20 protein-coding genes and 1 pseudogene are annotated in these 22033 nt (G+C 30.8%); 6 read left to right on the top strand and 15 right to left on the bottom strand.

Features of this window, described 5'->3' with window-relative positions; translation table 11 throughout:
- Positions 1-26: 26 nt before the first annotated feature.
- The 6 genes from HHX25_RS20520 to HHX25_RS20495 all read left to right on the top strand — a co-directional run bounded on the left by HHX25_RS20520 (position 27) and on the right by HHX25_RS20495 (position 9242).
- Complete coding sequence (locus tag HHX25_RS20520) at positions 27-188, top strand: hypothetical protein (RefSeq protein WP_169677296.1); 162 nt, start codon at positions 27-29, stop codon at positions 186-188.
- Between the two features lie 112 nt (positions 189-300).
- The gene (locus HHX25_RS20515; protein ID WP_169677295.1) at positions 301-843 is read left to right on the top strand and encodes a TPM domain-containing protein; all 543 of its coding nucleotides are present in this window, start codon (positions 301-303) and stop codon (positions 841-843) included.
- 145 nt (positions 844-988) lie between these two features.
- Positions 989-1789 carry a hypothetical protein gene (locus HHX25_RS20510; protein ID WP_169677294.1) on the top strand — a complete coding sequence of 267 codons (801 nt, stop codon included), beginning with the start codon at positions 989-991 and terminating at the stop codon, positions 1787-1789.
- A 9-nt stretch (positions 1790-1798) separates the two neighbouring features.
- A complete protein-coding gene (locus HHX25_RS20505) occupies positions 1799-5629 on the top strand; it encodes a T9SS type B sorting domain-containing protein (RefSeq protein ID WP_169677293.1) in 3831 nt (1276 codons plus the stop codon).
- A gap of 133 nt (positions 5630-5762) precedes the next feature.
- A complete protein-coding gene (locus HHX25_RS20500) occupies positions 5763-7946 on the top strand; it encodes a peptidase domain-containing ABC transporter (RefSeq protein WP_169677292.1) in 2184 nt (727 codons plus the stop codon).
- Positions 7947-9242, top strand: a complete 1296-nt coding sequence (locus HHX25_RS20495; protein ID WP_169677291.1) for an HlyD family secretion protein — start codon at positions 7947-7949, stop codon at positions 9240-9242.
- 26 nt (positions 9243-9268) lie between these two features.
- Here the strand turns inward: HHX25_RS20495 and HHX25_RS20490 are convergent, their stop codons facing one another.
- The 15 genes and pseudogenes from HHX25_RS20490 to HHX25_RS20420 all read right to left on the bottom strand — a co-directional run bounded on the left by HHX25_RS20490 (position 9269) and on the right by HHX25_RS20420 (position 21958).
- On the bottom strand, positions 9269-9472 hold the full coding sequence (locus HHX25_RS20490) for a phospholipase D-like domain-containing protein (RefSeq protein WP_169677290.1): 204 nt from the start codon (positions 9470-9472) through the stop codon (positions 9269-9271).
- Entirely contained in the window at positions 9465-10040 is a 576-nt protein-coding gene (locus HHX25_RS20485; RefSeq protein WP_169677288.1) for a hypothetical protein, read from the bottom strand. Before HHX25_RS20485 ends, HHX25_RS20490 begins: the two co-directional genes overlap by 8 nt.
- 52 nt (positions 10041-10092) lie before the next feature.
- A pseudogene (locus HHX25_RS20480) lies at positions 10093-10827 on the bottom strand (type IV secretory system conjugative DNA transfer family protein); the annotation flags it as partial.
- A gap of 41 nt (positions 10828-10868) precedes the next feature.
- Positions 10869-11567: a phage integrase SAM-like domain and Arm DNA-binding domain-containing protein gene (locus HHX25_RS20475; protein ID WP_169677286.1), complete on the bottom strand. Its 699-nt coding sequence runs from the start codon at positions 11565-11567 to the stop codon at positions 10869-10871.
- Positions 11568-12086: 519 nt separating this feature from the next.
- A complete protein-coding gene (locus tag HHX25_RS20470) occupies positions 12087-13820 on the bottom strand; it encodes a DUF2326 domain-containing protein (protein ID WP_169677284.1) in 1734 nt (577 codons plus the stop codon).
- Positions 13817-14047: a hypothetical protein gene (locus HHX25_RS20465; protein ID WP_169677282.1), complete on the bottom strand. Its 231-nt coding sequence runs from the start codon at positions 14045-14047 to the stop codon at positions 13817-13819. Before HHX25_RS20465 ends, HHX25_RS20470 begins: the two co-directional genes overlap by 4 nt.
- Position 14048: 1 nt before the next feature.
- Positions 14049-15002: an SMEK domain-containing protein gene (locus HHX25_RS20460; protein WP_169677280.1), complete on the bottom strand. Its 954-nt coding sequence runs from the start codon at positions 15000-15002 to the stop codon at positions 14049-14051.
- 168 nt (positions 15003-15170) lie between these two features.
- The gene (locus HHX25_RS20455) at positions 15171-15719 is read right to left on the bottom strand and encodes a hypothetical protein (RefSeq protein WP_169677278.1); all 549 of its coding nucleotides are present in this window, start codon (positions 15717-15719) and stop codon (positions 15171-15173) included.
- Positions 15720-16020: 301 nt separating this feature from the next.
- Positions 16021-16596 carry a BfmA/BtgA family mobilization protein gene (locus tag HHX25_RS20450; RefSeq protein WP_169677276.1) on the bottom strand — a complete coding sequence of 192 codons (576 nt, stop codon included), beginning with the start codon at positions 16594-16596 and terminating at the stop codon, positions 16021-16023.
- Positions 16597-17341: 745 nt separating this feature from the next.
- Positions 17342-18571, bottom strand: a complete 1230-nt coding sequence (locus HHX25_RS21125; protein ID WP_205958083.1) for a hypothetical protein — start codon at positions 18569-18571, stop codon at positions 17342-17344.
- 92 nt (positions 18572-18663) lie between these two features.
- Positions 18664-18948 (bottom strand): hypothetical protein, encoded by a 285-nt coding sequence (locus HHX25_RS20440; protein ID WP_169677274.1) that lies wholly within the window; start codon positions 18946-18948, stop codon positions 18664-18666.
- Position 18949: 1 nt separating this feature from the next.
- Positions 18950-19456 carry a hypothetical protein gene (locus tag HHX25_RS20435; RefSeq protein WP_169677272.1) on the bottom strand — a complete coding sequence of 169 codons (507 nt, stop codon included), beginning with the start codon at positions 19454-19456 and terminating at the stop codon, positions 18950-18952.
- A 125-nt stretch (positions 19457-19581) separates the two neighbouring features.
- Positions 19582-20259, bottom strand: a complete 678-nt coding sequence (locus tag HHX25_RS20430; protein WP_169677270.1) for a hypothetical protein — start codon at positions 20257-20259, stop codon at positions 19582-19584.
- Positions 20260-20307: 48 nt separating this feature from the next.
- Positions 20308-21072, bottom strand: coding sequence for a hypothetical protein (locus HHX25_RS20425; protein ID WP_169677268.1), 765 nt, complete (start codon positions 21070-21072; stop codon positions 20308-20310).
- 127 nt (positions 21073-21199) lie between these two features.
- Positions 21200-21958 (bottom strand): DUF2971 domain-containing protein, encoded by a 759-nt coding sequence (locus HHX25_RS20420; RefSeq protein ID WP_169677266.1) that lies wholly within the window; start codon positions 21956-21958, stop codon positions 21200-21202.
- Between the last annotated feature and the right edge of the window lie 75 nt (positions 21959-22033).

The following is a 22033-nucleotide window of genomic DNA, read 5'->3' as shown; positions in this document are numbered from 1 at the left end:
AAATAATCATATATAAACTATACATCATGGAAACAATTCTTTACGCAATTATTATTGCGATTTCAGGTAATTTTACAACAGACATTGAAGTCTCTAAGGAAGAAACCAAATATAAAATGACCGCTACTGCTGCCTCAAAAAAGAAAGGTGGAAAATTTAACGGTAGTGGAGCTTCTGGTAGCTGGTAAAACTTTTAAATCATTAAACATTAGAATGAACTTTTATAAGTTTTAAAACTTATAAAAGTTCATCTAAAAAATTTACATACCTTAGTATTATAAATAATAAACTTACTTAAAAATGAGACGGCTTTTTTTATATCTAGTAATCTTCTTAACACTTATTTCGTGTAAAAAAAATGAAAATTCTAAGCATGAAAACTCTAAAGTCGAAATTATTTTTAGTGAAGATATTAATAAATATAATTACTTAGACAAACCGCATGATTTAATGTTTGTTTATGATTTTGACACACTCTTTTTAAAGAATCAATTAGATAATTTAAAAGATAATATCCTTAAACTAAAAGAAGATCAAAATCTTACTTTCATTGTCGTAACTGACGCTAAACCAAAAAAGAAAACCATAGTTGAAAGTGCTAAAATTACAAATGGCATATTCAATTCCAAATATAATTTGGACAAGGTAGTAACGTTTAAAATTAGTAAAGCTTCGAGAGAAGTTGGAATTGCTTATTCTAGAAACTTAGAATCCAAACTTAACGATAGTATATGCAATATGGTCATTAAAGATATTTTAGTCCCAAGTTTCAAAAACAAGGAATATTATAATGGAGTAAATTTATCTATTAATTCTTTAGTTAATTATATTAATTCAAATTGATGTGCTAGATTTTATTGTAGTGATTTATGACTTAATTAAAAGTATCAAATATATACGCAAGGATAAGAAGCGTAAAAAAACTAGATCCAAAAAAAATAAATAGACTTCTTATCATCAATTAAGCAATCCCAAAAGTATTCTAAAAATGAAAGAAACAATATTAGTGACAATGTTTGTCATTTTATCTGCTTGTAGTTCATCTGATGACTCTAATAAACCGAATGATAACAATTCAAATTTTTTAATTGAATTAACTGGAAAAGCCACAAATGTAATTGATGAAACCATTGCTGTTGATATCAAAGGGAATGAAAATATCATGACCTTACAGGCTTCTCTTGATGATTTTCAGACTACGTTATTAGATCGTACTATTACACCTCTAGGTTTTGGTAGCTCTACAACACTTTATTTTAGTTTTGATAATGTAGGAGAAAAAACTATCTACATAAAAGCAATTAATAACAAAGGGGATGAGACCTTAAAGAGTTTTACAACAAATGTTACAAGAGGCGGTGCTGTTAAAATTAATTCGGTTAAAGTAATTTCCTTTTCCAATATTAATGGTACTTGGGATAGTGAATTTTCAAATAATGATGTTAATCGTTTAGCAGATTTACTATTTAATTTACAAAAACCCGAAGTAGGTATAACTGAAAATACTTTTGGTTTTCAAAATTGGTTTAAGTCTGAAATTAAAGAGAACCAAGGAGACCTTACTTGGGATGTTTCTTCCGAAAACTTGTACCTAGACCCACAATTCTCATTACGTTTTAGTATGGGCGATGATGATGGAGGAGGTATAGCACAAGACATTATGCTAGGTCCTCCTTTTGAAAGAGAAATTACTTTTCAAGAGCATATTGGTAGTAAACCAAATACAATAACTTTGAAAGTGGACGACATAGATTTAGAAGTACAGTTTGCTTTAGAGTGGCCTAATTAAATTGAGTTATTGAAATATAAAATCATTAAAATATTTTTTATAGCCCTACTGCTATCAAATGTTGGTTTCGCACAAAATGAAGCCAACATTTGGTATTTTGGGAATAATGCTGGACTAGATTTTAATAGTGGTAACCCAGTACCTTTATTGGATGGTGCTTTAGATACCGAAGAAGGTTGTGCTACTATTTCAGATAGTAACGGCAACTTACTATTTTATACAGATGGAGTAACTGTGTGGAATAGAAATCATGCTGTAATGTTCAATGGTACAGGTTTAAATGGACATCCATCAAGTACACATTCGGCTATTATTGTTCCGCAACCAAACAATCCGAATATCTACTATATTTTTACCGTAGATGCATTAGAATCTGAAGATACTGTAAACCCTACCCTAAATAAAGGTCTACAATATTCTGAAGTTGATATGTCGTTAGATGGAGGCTTAGGAGGTATAACATCTAATAAAAACATTATACTAAATCAACCTACTACTGAAAAATTAACAGCTGTAAAAAGCTCTTCCTTTGAAGGATATTGGGTGGTTAGCCACAAGTGGAATAGTAATGAGTTTATAGCTCATGTTGTTTCAAATGTAGGTGTTGGTGTTATTCCTGTTGTAAGCAACACTGGAACTGTAGTTAATGATGTCCCATTATTTCCTGGTTTTGCTGTTCCCGCTGGTAGAGGTATTGGACAAATAAAAATATCACCAGATGGCACTAAATTGGCTGTAGCTAGATCTGAAGGTCTGTCTGAAGCACAACTATTTGATTTCGATGCGGCCACAGGTATAGTCTCAAATCCAATTACACTTATTGATTTTAATCCAGATAATGAAGAAGTTTACGGTATAGAGTTCTCTCCTAATAGTAAAATTTTATATATCAGTATAGGAGGTAATGGTGTTTATCAATATAATTTAGAGTCGGGATCTCCAGCTGATATTATTAATTCTCAACTTATTATTACACCACTTCCTAGACCTTACAGCGCTTTACAATTAGCTACTAATGGAAAAATATATGTCGCAAAATTTGGAGACCAGTTAATTGATGTTATTGATAATCCGAATGTAGTAGGGATAGGTTGTAATTATCAATTTGAGCATGTACCATTAGGTGGGAGATTTAGCCAATTTGGATTGCCCCCTTTTATACAATCTTTCTTTATAGTTGGTTTTGAATACGAAAATCTTTGTTTAGGTGAAACCACAGAATTTAAAGCCAATATTTCTCAAGCCTACGATTCCCTTACTTGGGATTTTGGAGATGGTAATACATCAAGCGTTGAGAACCCTGCGTATAACTATTTAAGTGCAGGAGACTATGATGTTACTTTAAGCGTAACTTCTGGAGGGCAAACATCTACCGAAACCAAAACAGTTACCATATATGAACAACCAACAGCTACTCAACCGCAAAATATGTTGGTTTGTGACGATGATAATAATGGTTTTTATAATTTCGATTTAACAACTCAAAGTATTGATATTTTAAATGGACAAAGTAACTCAGATTTCAGTGTTACTTATTACGCATCAATGACTGACTATAACAATGGAAACGCTATTTCATCTCCAAGTAGTTACATCAATTCAGGTGCTTATACAGTTCAAAGCATTGTAGCTAGTGTACGTAATATAGGTAACACCGCCTGTGAAGCCACCACAACATTCAACATTGAAGTATTTGAAACTCCCGTGCCAAGTTTAAACGTTCCTAAATTGTCGTTTTGTGATGACACCAGTGTTGGAACAGACGATGATGGCAGGATTCAATTCGATTTAACTCAAAATGAAACCACTATTTTAAATGGACATCTACCTTCAGATTTCATAATTAACTATTATAGGGATTCAGGTCTAACAGACTTTATAAATACACCATCTGCATATCAAAACACCAATAGACAAGAAACGATATACGTGGAGGTAGTAAATAATAGCAATACTAACTGCAAAGCTCAAACTAGTTTTGATATTGAAGTTTTTGAATTACCAACGGTTTCATCAATTGTAGAACTGAAACAGTGTGATGATGACCTTGATGGCTTTAGCTTGTTTAATTTAACAGAGGTATATGCTGAGCTATCAACGAATCATCAAACCGAAACCATTACCTTTTACGAAACACAGGCAGAAGCAGATAATGGTAACAATCCCATAATAAATGAAACGACTTATACCAATCAAACGGTGAGCACCGATGCTATTTGGGCTAGAATAGAGAGCTCAAATGATTGCCATAGAACGGCACAGGTAAATCTTATTGTATCCACTACCCAAATACCTAATACCTATACAAGAAATTTTTATGAATGTGATGATGGTACGGATATAACCGATGGTATTGCTACGTTTGATTTTAGTTTAGTTAATACGGAAATAGAGGCCTTGTTTCCAATAGGACAGCAACTCATTATCAAGTACTATAGAAATCAGGCTGATGCATTATCAGAAACAAATCCGATTGCAGATATTACCAATTACCAAAATATAGGTTATCCTCATGCACAAGATGTTTTTATACGTGTAGATAGTGCCTTAGATAACGACTGCTTAGGTTTAGGTCATCATATTACGCTTCGTGTAGAACAGCAACCTATAGCATATCCTGTTACAATTTCAGAGCAATGTGATGACAATGGTGATGGAATGTATGCTTTTGATACTTCTTTAGTGGAAATGACATTATTAGATGGACAGAATAATGTAATAGTAACCTATACCGATGAAAATGGAGATGCCTTACCAAGTCCATTGCCTAACCCTTTTCTAACGGCAGCGCAAACTATAACGGCTAGGGTCACTAATCCAACATCTCAAGATACAAATGGTGCTTGTTTTGATGAAACTCAAATTACGTTCAATGTAGATGCAGCTGCCGTAGCTTATCCTGTTAATCCGATCGTAGTCTGTGATGATGACCAAGATGGGCAATACCCGTTTGACACTTCTTTGATTGAGATGACCGTTTTAAATGGACAAAGCAGTATGATAGTAAGTTATATAGATGCAAATGGTAATGATTTACCTAGCCCCTTGCCTAATCCATTTTTAAGCGAAACACAAACCATCACTGTAAAAGTAGAAAACCCGCTTAGTAATATATGCTTTGACACTACAACAATTGATTTTGTTGTTGTAGACAAACCTAAACTATTGATGAACGACACTTGGCTTATCTGTGAAAATGATACTGTGGAGATTGTAGCTGATGTAGGATTTGATGAATATCTATGGTCAACAGGTGAAACCTCACAGTCGATTACAGTCGAAAGCGTTGGAAGCTATGAAGTAACGGTTACTAATATTTATAATTCTGTTAGATGTAGTACTCAAAAAACCGTACGTGTGATCAATTCTGGCATCGCTAAAATTACAGATATAGAAATCAAGGACTGGAGTAGAAGTGAAAATGAAATAACCGTTTTTGTTGAAGGAACTGGAGATTATGAATACTCCCTTGATGATGTAACATATCAAGATTCCAACGAATTTAATAATCTTAGCGTTAATGACTATACAGTCTTCGTTAGAGATAAAAATGGTTGTGGCGTTGTATCTGAGGATATTTACTTGATGTATTATCCACACTTTTTTACTCCAAATGGCGATGGTTATAATGATACCTGGCAGATTATAAATGCAGATAAAGAACCATTAAATAAAATTTACATTTATGATAGGTATGGAAAGCTATTAAAGCAATTAAGTCCTACAGGCAGTTGGGATGGTACTTTTAATGGTTCTAAGCTTTCTTCCGATGATTATTGGTTTGTGTTGGAGAAAGAAAACGGGAAAATTTATAAAGGGCACTTTACTCTAAAATTGTAGTCCATTTAAAGTGTTTACAAATTTGCAATAAAAGTATTTCACTCTTTTTAATTGAATTAATGATTTTATATGTTTACTGATTCTTTTTTTTAAGAAAAACTTTACTTTTGACTTTTCGTAGCTATTATTAAAGATGAAATTCCCGCATTACAAACAATATGATAGTAAAGATTGTGGTCCTACCTGCCTAAAAATTATTGCTAAATATTATAAAAAAACCATTCCTCTACAGGAACTGCGGAATCTGGCAGAAACCACACGTTTAGGGAGTAGTTTAATGGGGTTAGGTGAAGCCGCAGAACGTTTGGGTTTTCGTTCTATAGGTATAAAAATTTCTTTAGAAAAACTATTAGAAGTGCCTTTACCATGCATTGTTCACTGGAACAAGAAACATTTTGTGGTGCTGTACAAGATTGAAAAAGAAGTGTTTTGCGTTTCAGATCCTGCACATGGACGTCTTAAATATTCCAAAGAGGAATTTTTAAAGTTCTGGATTGGCAATAATGCTAATGACCAAACAGAAGAAGGCGTAGCATTACTTCTAGAAACCACCCCTAAGTTTTATAGTTCAAACTATGAGGACAAAGAAAAAAGTTTAGGGTTTTCTTTTCTATCCAAATATGTTTTAAAGTATAAAAAATTCATTTGGCAACTAGTTATCGGCCTTATTGCCGCTAGTATTTTACAGCTTATCTTTCCTTTTCTAACACAAAGTATTGTAGATGTTGGTATAAAAAATCAAGACATTCATTTTATCTATTTGATCCTTTTTGCGCAACTAGCCTTATTTATTGGAAAAACAGCTATTGAAATTATAAGGAGTTGGATTCTTTTACATCTAAGTACACGTATTAATATATCTCTGGTTTCAGACTTTTTTATCAAACTCATGAACCTTCCTATAGCGTTTTTTGATTCCCGAATGACTGGGGATATATTACAACGTATCAATGACCATAAGCGAATTGAACAAGTGCTTACTTCATCGTCTTTAAATGTGTTGTTTTCAGTGGTAAATCTAATAGTATTCAGTTTTGTGTTGGCATTTTACAACTTACAGATTTTCGGCATTTTCAGTTTAGGAAGCATTCTGTATTTTCTCTGGATACTCATATTTCTAAAAAAACGTGCTGATTTAGATTATAAACTGTTTTCTGAAGTGAGTCAAGAACAAAGCAAGGTCATTGAACTTATTAATGGCATGCAGGAAATAAAACTTCATAATGCAGAAAAACAAAAACGCTGGAGTTGGGAGTACATTCAGGCAAGACTCTTTAAGGTCTCTATTGATGGTTTAAAATTAGAGCAATACCAAAGTGTAGGTTCTGGGTTTATCAATGAACTAAAAAATATTTTGATCACCATTTTAGCAGCCAAACTAGTCATTGATGGTAATATAACCCTTGGTATGATGTTGGCCATAAGCTATATTGTGGGGCAGTTAAACTCCCCTATTGCACAACTCATCAACTTTATAAAAGAAGTACAAGACGCTAAAATTTCGTTAGAACGTTTATCTGAAATACACACTAAAGAAGATGAAGACAATTCCAGTGACAGCATAAGTGATATCCCTAAAAATAGCAGCCTTAGTTTGCACAATGTATCTTTTAAATATACTGGTGCCGATAAAAAGGTATTAGAACATTTAAATTTGGAAATCCCTTCAAACAAAACAACAGCCATTGTTGGTGTCAGCGGTAGTGGAAAAACAACGCTCATGAAGCTTTTGTTAAAGTTTTATCAGCCTGATGAAGGAGACATAAAAATAGGGCATCATGACCTAAAACATGTGTCTCATAAACATTGGAGAGATTACTGCGGTGTGGTAATGCAAGAAGGGTATATTTTTAGTGATACTATAGCTAACAACATAGCTGTTGGAGAAGATTATATTGATAAAGAGAAGTTGGCTCATGCTGTTGATATAGCAAATATCAAAGATTTTATAGAAAGTTTACCGCTATCTTATAATACAAAAATAGGAATGGAAGGAATCGGTTTAAGCACTGGTCAAAAGCAACGTCTTTTAATAGCAAGAGCTGTATATAAAAATCCTGATTTCTTATTTTTTGATGAAGCCACAAGTGCTTTAGATATCAATAACGAAAAAGTAATCATGGAGAAACTAAATGCGTTTTTCGAACATAAAACAGTGGTAGTTATTGCTCATAGACTAAGTACTGTTAAAGATGTACATCAAATTGTTGTTTTAGACAAAGGACTTATTGTAGAAGCTGGAAACCATAATACCTTGGTTAAGCAAAAAGGACAGTATTACAACTTAGTTAAAAATCAATTGGAGTTAGGGAAATAAATGGCAGATAATAGTTTAGATAATATAGAATTAAGAAGCGAAGAGGTACAGGACATACTTACCAAAGTGCCCAATTGGATGATACGTTGGGGAAGCACTCTGTTCTTTGTCTTAATTATTTTATTACTGCTTATTTCCTGGTTTATTAAATACCCTGACATTATTCCTTCTGAAGCTCTTATAACAACAGAAATCCCCCCTCAAAAAGAGTATGCGAAAATAACGGGGAAACTGGAAATTATTCTAATTAATGACTATGATGAAGTAACAATAAACCAGCCACTAGCAATTATAGAAAACACGGCTAGTTATAAAGATGTTTTTATATTAAAATCTATTATTGACACCTTAAAAATTGACACAAAATCGTTCAAATTTCCTTTTGATAATCTGCCTGTCTTATTTCTAGGCAATATAGATGCTCAATACGCCCTTTTTGAAAATAGTTATATTCAGTATAAACTTAATAAAGAGCTACAACCTTTTTCTAACGAATCGATTGCTAATAAAATTTCTATTTCAGAACTCAAAAGACGGTTGAAAAACTTAGAATCTCAAAAAGCGATCAGTAAAACGGAATTAGAGTTCAAGGCTAAAGACTTAAAACGCAACGAAACCCTCTTTAAAAAAGGAATCATTTCTGAGCAGGATTATGAAAACAAACAATTAGATTATGCCAGAACCAAACGCAATTACCAAAGTTTTGAAGCTTACATATCTCAAATAAAAGAAAACATAAGTAACGCCAATAAAAACTCCAGAGGTACAGAAATAAATAAAGTGAAAGAAGACATGACCTTGCTTAAGAACGTTATTCAGTCTTTCAACCAATTAAAAAAAGCACTTAAGGATTGGGAGCAGCAATACGTACTACAATCAAATATAAATGGTAAGGTATCCTTTTTAAATTACTGGAACGAAAATCAAACCGTAAATCAAGGTGATTTGGTGTTTACCATTATCCCTAGTAAAAGTTCGTCATTTATTGCCAAATTGAAAGCGCCTGCGCAAAATTCAGGAAAGATTAAAGAAGGACAACATGTGAATATAAAATTAGAAAACTATCCAGAAACTGAATTTGGCATGCTCAAGGGGACCGTTAAAAACATCTCCTTATTACCCAATAAGGAAGGGCTGTACGTTATTGATGTTTCATTGCCAAAAAAACTCATGACCACTTATAATAAAGAAATCGACTTCAAACAGGAAATGAGAGGCGCTGCCGAAATTATTACGGAAGATTTACGTTTAATAGAGCGTTTCTTTTATCAGTTTAGAAGTGCTTTTGAGCGTTAAACCAAATACAATATTAGCTTTTATATTTAGTTAATAGGTTCATGATATAAACGTTGTCCCCAAAGTTGTATGCTTCTTTCTGGATAATTATTATCATAAAAAAGTGTATTGAACTCTTCCTCGATTTTTTTAACCGCTTCTCCATCTGTAGTCCTAATTCTAGTTTCATAGTTGTTTTGCGTCCCGTTTCTGGTAAAGTTCAAAGACCCCAAATAAGCAATCCTAATCATTGATGATATACATTTTACTATGAAAATAAGTATAGCTATCATAATAGCTTTTAGGCGAAAAAAAGACCTTAAAAGGGAACAATTGCTTATAGGAATAAGTGAATATTCGTTTATTTTTAATTTTAACAGATAAGAACCAACCTATCAAAACACCTATACTCATTATTAAAGTTATATGTCGAATGGTTTGAACCTCCTTTGCATTGTAAATATGCCAAACGATAAACCCAGCTAATAAAAAGACTAATAGAAAGACAATAAGCCTTGCTGTTTTCATTCGTTTTCTGGTTAAACGTGCTTTTTCATTGGTATGCTTTTGTTGAATGATCAGTTTGTGAATGTTCTTTTCCTTATCCCTTTGATAGTCTTCTATATCATCTGTGGTAATCAATTCTACATAAATGTCTCTATTATGTAAGTTAATCAATTTTTTGATAAGGAAAGGCGCTAGAAAAGGTGATATAATCTTTACAGAACGTGTTGCATTATCAATATCTTGCATCAATTTTTTGCCTACACCTTTACCAATATATGTCGCATTTCGCATTATTATAAAACATATTTCCATGAAATTAATCGACTTTAAGATACACTTTTTTAATGAGTGACAAGCATTTCATTTACTTAAATATCGATCTTATTTCATCATGGATTTTAACAAAGTTTGCTTCTAGATCTTGGGCCGTCATAACTACTGGGGATGGCAATTCTCTTTGTATTTCTGGGCGTTTAAATCGTACCTTTTTATCCTTACCATCAGCAAAGACCACAAACTCACCTTGTTTCAATTTAAAAAAGATTTCCGCCCTCCGTTTAGGCACTTCCCGTTCGCCTTTGGTAACTCGTGCTTCCAATGAAAACCACGTTCCTTTACTTATACTTCTCGTTGGATTTTTGATGATTTCAAAGAACCGCTCATAATATTTTGCGGTGTCGGGATCGTTTACCTTTCCAAAAAATTGATATGACAAATTACTAAGGATGGCCTTGCTAGCCTTTTCACCATAGAGCATATCGTTCTGTATCTTATCTTGCATCACATAGACCGTTGCTATATCATAGCTTCTTAGTGTTACCAGTACACGGTGCATATTCAATAAACGGATGGTAGGAGCTTCCTCCATAAGTATAAATGAAGGCTCTTGATTGCGTATGCTCATTTGTTTGATAACGGTATGGATTACCGTTGCAATTATTGGTGAGTATGCCGACTCATATTGGGGTTTGTTTACAATAGATATCACTGCCGGGTTTGCTTTACTGTTTATGTTAAGTGGTAGTTAATCCGCTGATAGTATCATAAACAGTTTTTTTGAGCTTATTTTTTTGAAGGCGTTGGTCAAGGTTATTTTCAGCACAAGGATAATCAGCATATTTCTCCAAAATCTCCTTAGCTTTATCTAATAACGGTAACCTTACAGGTGTCTTTGATTTTTGATATGTCCCTTATCAAACACATACCCGTTTGTGTTATGGAAAGATTGTACATTGTATCAATTTCGCACTGCTCTAAAAATGGGTAATCAAACTCTTCAAACTTTAGTTCATACAGAGCAAAAGGGTTAATCTTAATCCAACCATGTTTAAAAGCCAAAATAGTATGCTTTTGCATACGTTCAAGATGTTTCATTATCCCATTATTTTTTAAGGGTTGTGATTTTTTTAATGGAGGGCAGGTTCTGAGGTAATTTTCAAATTTGACAACAAAAGAATAATTGATTTGGGTTAAATGTATATCGGTTGAGTTGAATTGCTTTTTGATAAATCGGTCAAGGTATTTCTCTGTTGAACTATAATTCTTTGTAGTTCCTGGAGCTAATTTTCCCAATTCGTTATCTTTATGATAATCCAAAAGATTTTTGAATGTCAAAACAGCCTTGTCTTTTCCTAAATAACGAAGTTTTACAGCTTTTATTCGTGATTTTACCCGTTTTGCTTCAGAATTCCAGTGTTCCTCAAAAATTGCCTCTTTTGTGCTTAAATCAACAGGGATACTGTCTATCCAAATACTTGCATAAATAGGAATCCTTCCATCACTTTTGATTGAGCTCTTTTTCAACCAAAAATGGACATTGAATGTGTGTGTAGTAGTCATTACTTTCGTTTTAAATTGATAAATCAGTTAAACGAAAGCCAAATCGCTCACAAAAGTCAAATACTGAGCGAACACTAAATTTAGAAATTTATTTTCTAAAAACAGGACACGAAATAGGACACTAATGAATATGCTCCCAAATGGAAACAAAAAAAACCAGTAAAATTTTATTTTACTGGTTTTCATTAATTTACATATTAAAAGTTTTCTTTTAATATCCTATCAGTCGGGATGACAGGATTAACTTAAGATTTTCAAACTACTGTTTATCAGCGCTTTAAACATGTAAATTCAGTGCGATTCACCGAACTGTACACTAAAGTCAAAAAGAACAATTTAAAAACAAAAATTATTTGTCTTTGTTAATATAAAGATACAAATTACATAAATAATAATGAACTTTACTCAGCATAAGTTAAATTATTACACAGATGACACGCCGGTGGAATTGTAATGTTTAGTACTTATCACTCTATTTATAAAAAAATGATAACTATAATTCTATATTATATAAAATGATTAATTCAATTCGGAATATTTGTCACCAATAATAAAGCGATTAGATTTAGTAAATATAGCTCTAGCATAATCATGTATATCAAAATCTAGAAACTCTATTGATTCTTTATCGTCTAATTTATCACTATTTAATGTTAAAATGTATTGAAAAGAATCAGGGTTTTCAATTGAATATAAAAAATTTAAACTCCTCAATAATGTATCTTGGTCGACATCAAATATGTTATCATGAACTAAAAAACCAGGGTGTTTGATTTTAGTATACTCGTTTAATAATAGAGACATGTCATAAATAAAAACTTTTGCTCTCTCCACACTATGACTTCCACCATAATCTATTGACATATTAAATTTGACAATATCCTTATATGAATCTCTATTTATGGTAAGGATATCAAAAGCACAACCTCTATTTCCCATTATATACTCATGTATGTCGGAAATGGTACTATTAAAGCTTCTAATCTTTTCTTCATTAGAAACTATCGATTCATCAATTCTTGTGACAAAAGTGGACTTATTAGATTTTAAAGCATTTTTTTGCTTGTTATTTGAATCATAGCTTTTTAATTGTGCTCGAATTACACTAGACTCTTCACTCCTTTGATGATAAATAGATAGACTTTGTTTCAAGTTTTTAAATATTCCTTGTTTATCAAAAACCTGCATTATTCTTGACCTTTCGTCATCTAAAGTCTTTATTTTTTTATTTATTTTTTTATGTTCTGCTATTAATGTTTTTAGTTTTTCATTTACAATATGGTTTTGAAAATTTTCTATTTTTTCTTTAAATTGGTTTACTTGATCAAAAGACTTCTTTAATTGGCCACCTAAACCTTCTTTAAATTGTTCATATATAAATAATACATCAGTCTCATCAATCTTTTGAATTTCAGGAAGTGATCGAATCTTCTGAATACTAAACTTAAGGTATGATTGCTGTGACCTCATTTCGTTTAGTGCTAAATTTATATCCACTAACTCATCTTCTATCGTTTCAAAAGATTCATATGTTTTTAGCTCTTCTAATTCACGCTCTAATTTTTCTAATTCTCCATCCAAAGAATTTACCTCTGCTCTGACGTCGGTTAAACTTGTCATATTATTACGAGTTAAACTCTTTTTTAAATCACTAATAATTCCAGTTAATTTATCAATTTCCTTTATTGTCGATTTTGCTAATCTATATGAAGCAATGTCAAAATCTAACATGTATAAAGTAGGAGTATAATCAGACGGAACACGAGTTTTTGTGTCAAAATAACTTACAATATCTTTGAATTCAGATCTTTCGTCCCTTATTGAAGGGTTAATTAATTCTCTAAATGAAGGGTTGAGATTAATATTTGATTTGTTAGTATAATATAAATCATTTAAATAGTGCAAAGCATTATTTAAATTATCAAAAGTTACTCTATTATCATAAAAAATTATTTCTGGGTTATCATGATTTTTTGGTGTTCTAATAATCGTTAATTCCTTGTTATTTATCACAAGATCTAAACAAATTTGTGTTTCAGGGTTAAGAATAGTTTTTGGTATTTTTAAAACACGACTACCTACTTGACTTCGTAATAAACAAAAGTTCAGAAATTCAATGGACATGGACTTACCTACTCCATTAGTTTTATTTGAAGATGTATCCTTTTCTCCCAAAATGAAGTTCAAACCTTCCTTGAATTCAATGGGTTTCGTGATTTCTGGATAAGTATATAGTTTTTTTAATCTTATCATTTCACATAGATATATGGTTCTTGAAAATCAACAATATCTGTTGCGTAAAGAAACATTAAAGAATAATTTAATTGTTCACCATTCAATAAGTTTTCTTTTTTTAATAAACCTGCAATATCATAAATAGACATTTTTCCTTCTTTTCTTAAGCTTAACTCTTTTAAGATAACATATCCAATATACACTATTGAGTTTTTTATATTTTCATCTTTAGATATTAAATTCATATTAATTAGGAAATACGTTGCATCTAATCAACTGATGTATCAAATAAAATTTTATTGCCATTTCATCAAAAGGCAAGTTTTCTTTTAAAAAGAAAGAATTAAAATATTCACACAAATTTTCTAATGCTTCTTCAGGGTCATTATTACTACTTCTTAAGTATTTGTTACTAACATCTTTTAAGTAAGTCCCAATCTTTCTAATTTGTACAGATGTAATTTCAGAACTATATTCCGCGATCACTAACGCATAGTTATAATCAATATATAATTCTGCGTATAAATTTTTAAGAAAAGTAGCATAATCTTTAAATCTAGTTTCAATTTTTAATTTAGGGTCTGGTTCATCTTCAATTTCAAACTCTCTATGATTATCTTCATCACTAATAATATCAATTAAAGTCATAAACGTTTTAACTTCATTTGGTTTTGAGTTAATTCTGGCATCATAATGTTTTTGTACTAATTCACCATTTAACCATTTTTCAATTTTTTCTAATCTCTCTACATCGTCTATATCCAGAATATTAGAAGTTATGTTGTTTATATCTATAACATCATCTTTCATCTTAAAAGAAAAATCATCATACTCAAGAACATCATCTCTTTCTGTTTTATCTTTTATTATAAGGATTTTTAATTCGTCATAATCTTTAAAAAGCTCTTTGTTATTAAAAGCTTCTGCAGTCTCCTTTATTTTCTTTTTAGAGTTATTCGAAGTGACTTGAATAGCTATTCTCTTTTTTTTATCTGCTAAATCTATTACTGCAGCATTTTGTTCTACAATATTTATATTTTCTAGATTAAGCTCTAAAATATCGTTCAACAATATCTTATAAAATTGTTCTGCATGGACATTAATATCTTGAAGATTTACTTTACTTCTTAACCCAACTTCCGCTTTTAAAACTGCAAAATGGCTTATGATATTAGTAATAATTAATTCTCTATTCCTCATTAATTAGTTGTACAGATAACCCCAGTTTTTTCAATTTTCATTCAGTTCAAATATGCAAAACACATTTAAATTTCATATCAATTTTGCTATAATTATATTATAATTATTTCTATAAAGGGAGAGTCTAAATATACAAAACTGATGAGCAATTACAACACAAAATTGAAATTATAAATTTGCTTCTGCATCAACTAAATTATCCAATAAACTATCGGTTAAATTAGCACCAATTTGAACTAAAACTTTATTTCTTTCATATTGCATTAAATCTAAATCAATTTTACGGCCATGAAACAAATTATCTCTTATTTGCTTAATAATTGCGAATAATGCGCTAAAACTATCACTAGTCCAATTATCTGCATGTTCAATTTCATTTTCATTAATTTCAATCTCATCATCTTCGAATAAATCCGATCGATATTTCAAAAAATATGTTGCTCTTAAAATATTAGGTGTAGGATTAAAATTATTATTTGACGCACCAACAGGTCTTAATTTTGTCAGCTCCTTTGCTATATTTTTAATATTATCAATTTGCCAATAAAATTCAGCATGATTATTGCAGAATCGTTGATCACCATTATTACCAGCGAATTTTCTTTTCCAGTATGATTCTAACCATTCGTAGTTTTCATGGAATCTTCTTCTTATTTCTTTATTTTCTAAATCTACATTTAATCTCTCTATAAAATCATGTATTTCGTATGATATCATAATTGTTCTTTTGGTTTAAAACAAATATAACTAAATCCATTCCACACATATTACGCTTTTACTCAAGCGTCAATTCTTTATCAAAGATTAAGAGCAAAAATTATTTCAAATTATTCATTATAGTAGTCTTCAAAAGGTCATAATTGCTTTACGAATAATTAAGTTACAAGTTTCATATCGTAGATGAAACTTGTAGGGTAAATTTTTTAAAGAAACTCTGGTGTCATCTTTCACTTTTATCTAAAGCTCAAGTTACGTGACACGGTACATTATATAGTAAACTTTATAACGTATCCATGATTTATGTATTTTTGAGTATTCTTCTAAATTTTACAAGTTCCTCTATAGTAAGTTCCAACTTTAAATAATCTTTCCCGAAGTTGCTTTTTACTGGTTTGACCTTATCCAATACATATTCAAAATCGCTTTTAACAGAATTCATTTTATCCTCCAACCTTTCATATCGAATTCTGGGCACCGTAGTTTCCATATCAAATTCCTTTTGATTCTGATCATTAGCAAATTTTCTCTCGACAAACTCAAAGTCTTCTTCAAAGTCATTACTTTCTTGCTTAATTTGTTGGTCAAATAGAGACTGTAACATGGCAACAGTTGGTAGTGTTTGGCTTTTTTCGATATCCTTGATAATAGCAATTATCGCGTTAGTTCTTTTATTAATCTTACCTTCCAATTTAGCAAAGGAATCTCCTAAATGATCCGTTGGCGCAAGACCGTTGAATTCGAAGAACTGAATCATTTGAAGTAAACACATTGATTGAGATACTCCATTATGCTTGCAGAATATTCTATACTTATTAGCAATTGTTGTTTTTATCTTTATCGTCACAAAAGCTTCTTTTTCACGACCTTTATCCATTTTTTTACTAAAAAATTAGCAGTTTTACTTGTCTAAGAGCATTTTTTAGTAAAAACCAAAAATGACCTAAAATTAGAATTTTCAAAAAACTCTTCATTCATGGGGCTTTGCAGAGCAAATCAAATACGTAGCGTTGCGTTAGCACGCTACCCTCTTGCTTTACAAATCTCGCCACGCTTTAGCTTGGCAAAATTTCCAAACAACCTTATTAAAATCAGTTGCCCTTTTACTAGATAACCAGCTTTATAAATGTATTTTTTTTAATGATATAATAAAAACAGGACTTGATTTCAGATGATATGTTTTGGTAGTAAAAAATATTATTTTACAAAAAGTTGAAGTTTGAAACGCCAGATTTCAAAATTGCGTGCTGTAATAATTCATAAACTGCCCTGAACTATTTAAAAGTGGTTTACTTATTATATCCAGAGTGTTTTCCTTTTTTTTTTGATTTTTTAATGGCACTTCCTTTTAGAGTATTTTGATACGAATACATCCTTGAAAATACTTTGATTTACTTTTCATAGTGCCTTCGTTGTTACCTTTTTTTGATGCCCTAGTGATTCAATATTCAGAGTTGATAAGACTTATAAAAAAGAGCGAAGAATGAGCCTGGTTTATGCAGTCGTTCAAAACTGAATATTGTTTTTTTGCCATTAATAAAAGAGTAATAACGAAAGACTTATAACATGGACTAAAACATCTTGTTTTTAAACTAAGTTCTTTGTTGGCAATAGCGGATATCTTATCTATGAAAATGGCAATTCCCTCTATATGTCTTAATGTCACATGGCTTTCCTGCTAATTCCCTACTTCTACATGGAGCACCACATCTATGAGTCTGTCCCCTTCTGTATGCACTATATAATCCCATTCTTGAGAATACTTCTTCCTCAGACATAAATCTTTCGATTTGTTTATCAGAACCATTCTTTGATTTAACAATAATAATTCCATCTATATCAAGGAATAATGATTTATTTTTAAATTCTTGTTTTTTTTGTTTCGATGAATATTGGTAAAGAAATTCTTCATCTTTTCGGTTGATTGCATCGATGACATCTTTATCAAGACCAATAAAAATTTTAGTTTTTCCTATTTTTTTAGTTAGTGACTTAAAATAACCTTTTGCCGTTCTAGCACTGGAATTTAAATTTTCAATATTGCCTTTTATTAATCTATAATCGAAATATTCTCCTAAATACTCATTGCCTTCAAAAAGATATTTACCAAAAAATTTATTTTCATTTATCTGAACCTTATCTAAAGTATCATTCTGAATTGGTCGAATATATTTGTTATAATATTTTGATTCAAAAATATGACTTAGAAAGGAAGCATAGGTTAGTAGTTGAGTTTTAAAAGTATCATCTCTTTCATTAATTATATTTTCTGGAGGATCATCTACAATTACACATTTAGATGCTCTTTTATCGCCTTTATTACAAAACATTGCAATTGTTCCCATTCGAAGGTGGACTTTCTTTGATTCGCTATCTTTTTTTTTGGAAATTATATCATCTTTAAAAGATGTATAATATTTGTTGGTAGTGCCTTTAGTTTCAATTTCATACTCTTTATTTCCTATAATAGTAGAATAGTCAAGGTATTTACCATCTTTTATTGGCTCAATTTTTTTAAATTTATTCGGATTTGTTTTCAATAATTCCACTGCATATTTTAATCCAATTCCAACTCCCAATGCTTCAGAGACTATTTTTTTAACTCTATCATCCACAGAAAGATTATTTATTTGGTCTTCATCAAAATTTATAAAATCCGTTAGCATTGCTTCCAAATGTGGAACTTTAGATTGCAAGTGGTCAAAATCAGAACCTACAACATGGGAAGGAACTTCCCACATCATAATGGCATATTTAAACAGTTCTGATTTTTCAAGTGTAATACTTTTTAGAGACTTAAATAATTCTACATCCTTTGCAGTTTCATCTATTTCGATTTTTATTTTAGCCATTTTTCTTGAAGATTTTACTGCCAACTTGTTTGTATAAGATTAGTTACGTTATTTAAGCAACTAGTCTTATATGGTGCTCGCAAATGTTTTTTTTAGTCTTTTATATCAAATACACTCAATCCAAAATCATATCTTTCATTATGTATCGTTGGATAAACAGAACTTTCTCTAATTTCAAAAACAGGTAATCCAAAATTGTCAACTGTATTATGAATTGTTGGATAAATATCTTTATCTCTAATCTCATATACAGGCAATCCATAAGAATGAATTTTGTCATTATGTATAGTAGAATATAATTCTTTTCCTTTATACTCATATGCAGGAAAACCGAATTCTTCAATTTCATTGTGTATAGTTGGATATAATTTTAACATATTACTTCAAGATTTTTATTGCATTTTTATAATCAGTCAGACATTTTTCATCTAATTCCACTTTCGGATTATAAGTTGTATTTCCTTCTCTAATAAATTTATTTACATATATTAAATCTAAGGTTTCTAAATCAACTAAGATTTTATAACCATAATTCACATCGTTGTCGTGAATGTTAAAAATCAGATAATATGGCATAATTTCCTTTGAATGATACCAAGAAGCTAAGAAATTTATTTTTGGGTTTTTGTGTTCCTCAAAGTAATAATTCAGACATTTTGGGAAGACAATTTCTTTGTCATTAATTCTCAATTTTTTTTCGTTTAAGCCAAATTTCGCAGGACTAAACTCTTTGGGTAAACCAATTATATTTCCGTTTAAGTCAATTTGCAATGGTGTATCTTGGTGCATTACATTTGAATTGATCAAAAGTAGAAATGATATTAAAATCAAAAATATTTTCATTCTTAACGATTGTTTTTTTAATGTTTGCTCAAGGCTTCTCATAAGAATAGCGCGGTCATGTGTCCAAGTATTTTACTGTGGAAAAACCGAGTGACAAAAAAACCTAACCTTTATATTTAGGAATAAACTTACGCAATATTTTTATACAATGTTGTATGCACTAATTATTACTTCTTGTATTTTCTCCAAATTCTTCTTAGAATATCAGCGATATCAGATAAAATGTACTTTGGTTCGGTATGATCCATATCAAATGTCAATTTTCTATATTGCACATCTGCTAAGCCTGATCCGACTAAGAATTTTAAGTTGCCTTTCGGAGTTTCATTTTCAATTACATCAATTAAGTCATCAGTAAATGAATTATTAATTGTATGACACAAGAGTCGCAAGTCACTTTCAGGGAATTCATTATTAAGAAATGCCTCAAATGCTAATGCTAAATATTCAATTTTGATAAGTGAGTCGCTTTTTTCTATTGTGGTAAATAAAGCGTTACCAAATTTCACTCTTCTTTTTGCATCTTTTTTCGACTCTTCAATTAGTTTGTTTTTTTCTGATTCAGATAGTTCTCCGAGATTATCAATAAAAACTTTTACTTTCTTTAAGTAGGAATTATCGCGAATACTTCGAATTCCGCGAATAATATTTATTGAATTTCCAAGTATCGGAATTTCCTTTAATATTTCATTGTCAATTAGTGAATCGAGAATGATTTCACCATTATCTGTTAATATGTTTGTCAGGTTTTCGTTCATTGCATACAATGGTTTGGCTATGGTTTCGTTGAGGAATCGTTCAGTATCAGTAGAACTATTCCGCCGTAAACCAAAGTTAGCAAACATTCAGGAATTTCAGAGAGGAAATTCAGCCACAATGAATTATAGCCGTTGTTATGGGCGACCATTTAATTCTTTTTCAGTCCGATAATCCAATGGAAATGGATAATAAGTCGGATATTTATTTAAAATGATAGGTAATTTATCCACCATTTTTATTTTTTCGTAATGCTTAAAGTTCGTTATTTCTGATAATTGCATTATTCTTTTCGGATTGTCAATGCTCAAAACAAATCCAAAAGGTCTGTATGTGAATTCGCATACTGTTCCGAAAAGATTCGTAAAATGAATGTGTCCACTTCTATTTTGTCCCTCATTGTTCAAGTACATATAAAATCTAAATCTTTCTGATAATTTTGTGGATTTTTCGTTTTTTACGAATTCTAAAAGTTCTGGATAACTTTCGATAAATGAATGCTTATTCGAGGCTATAAATATTGCTGTTATTTGCTTTAGGAATTTAAGCAGGTTTATGTCCGAAATGTCAAATTCAAATGCTTTAGCGTTATTATTATTCGATAGAATAATATTCATTGCTATTTGCGCAAACTTTTTATAAGTCCGAACATAATTTGAACCTAAAAAACCATTACAATCAAAACAAAAGCTGAATTGTCCAATTCCACCTTGTTCCTTTCGTGATTTAGGTTTGAGATTCTCAAAAGTATACTCTTTGGCTTTTTGATAATATTCAGTTCGGTCAAGAATATAATATTTAGTGTCTTTATTGAAGGCAGAACGCGGTGGAATATGCTCGAAATTCAATTCTTTCGTTTCGAGACATAATTTACATTTTCCAATTTTTATTCCTTTGCTCATTTTTGGTCTGGTTGCACATAACGGTCATCTAACCATCAGTTATAGGTTTTAAGTTACTAATTTTTTTAGTACAGAGTTTAGCAATTCCGGAGGATTCGACTACGCACGAATCCACCCGGAATTGCTGTTATACATCTTTGTTGTGTACAGTACTTTTTCTTTCCATTTTTTTAAGTCTGTTATCTTCAAAATAGACGCGATACGTTTTTGTTTTTTTAGGTTGAATAAATTGCTGAATCGCCACATCGTAATTTTGGTCAGTAAACAGTCCGTAATATATTCCAGTTAATGACTCTTTAATATTTAAATAACAAAAATTGTCTGAAATTATTAATAGTCGTTTTTCATATTCCTTTTTCCAATAATGAGACTTTGAAAGGAAAAGTGCTTCATAATCACGTTTTATATGTTGTTCAATATTTTCTTCTTTAGTCATATTTCTATTCCAATAAACCCATTCATTTTTTTTCGGACTATAATTTATGTTCTGAAATTTGAAAATATCTATTCGGTCATTTTCTTTAAGGAATAGGTCAGTATCTATTTCAAGGCAAACACCTTTATGATTTTCCGAATATTGAGCCCACATCATTTCGTTTTCATATCCTTGATATTTGTCAGAGTAAACAAAACAGGTCGCTTGGATTTTTGATTTGATTTCTTCTCCAAACTTATACATACTATCAAAATGAGCTTTATCCAAATCTGTCTCGTAGTCTAAATCGGCATACAGAGTTTCATATGGAACATTTATTCCACCAAAACTCCATTTCTGATTTTCTTTAGGACCATTCATTTTATTCAAAAAATTCGTCCGTAATGTCATTGATGGCAAGATAAATTCTATTGCTGTACTTAATTTAGTGTAATGGTAAATCTTTGACATTTAATAATTTACAGATTGTTTCTTCGTATTGTACACAACGGTCTTTGCTATGAGTAGTTGCGTGGGTTAGCACTT

Source organism: Flavivirga algicola (genome assembly GCF_012910715.1).
In the GTDB taxonomy this organism is placed as follows: Bacteria; Bacteroidota; Bacteroidia; order Flavobacteriales; family Flavobacteriaceae; genus Flavivirga; species Flavivirga algicola.
The sequence above is the reverse complement of the archived record's forward strand: the minus strand, read 5'-3'. Positions and strand labels throughout refer to the sequence as shown.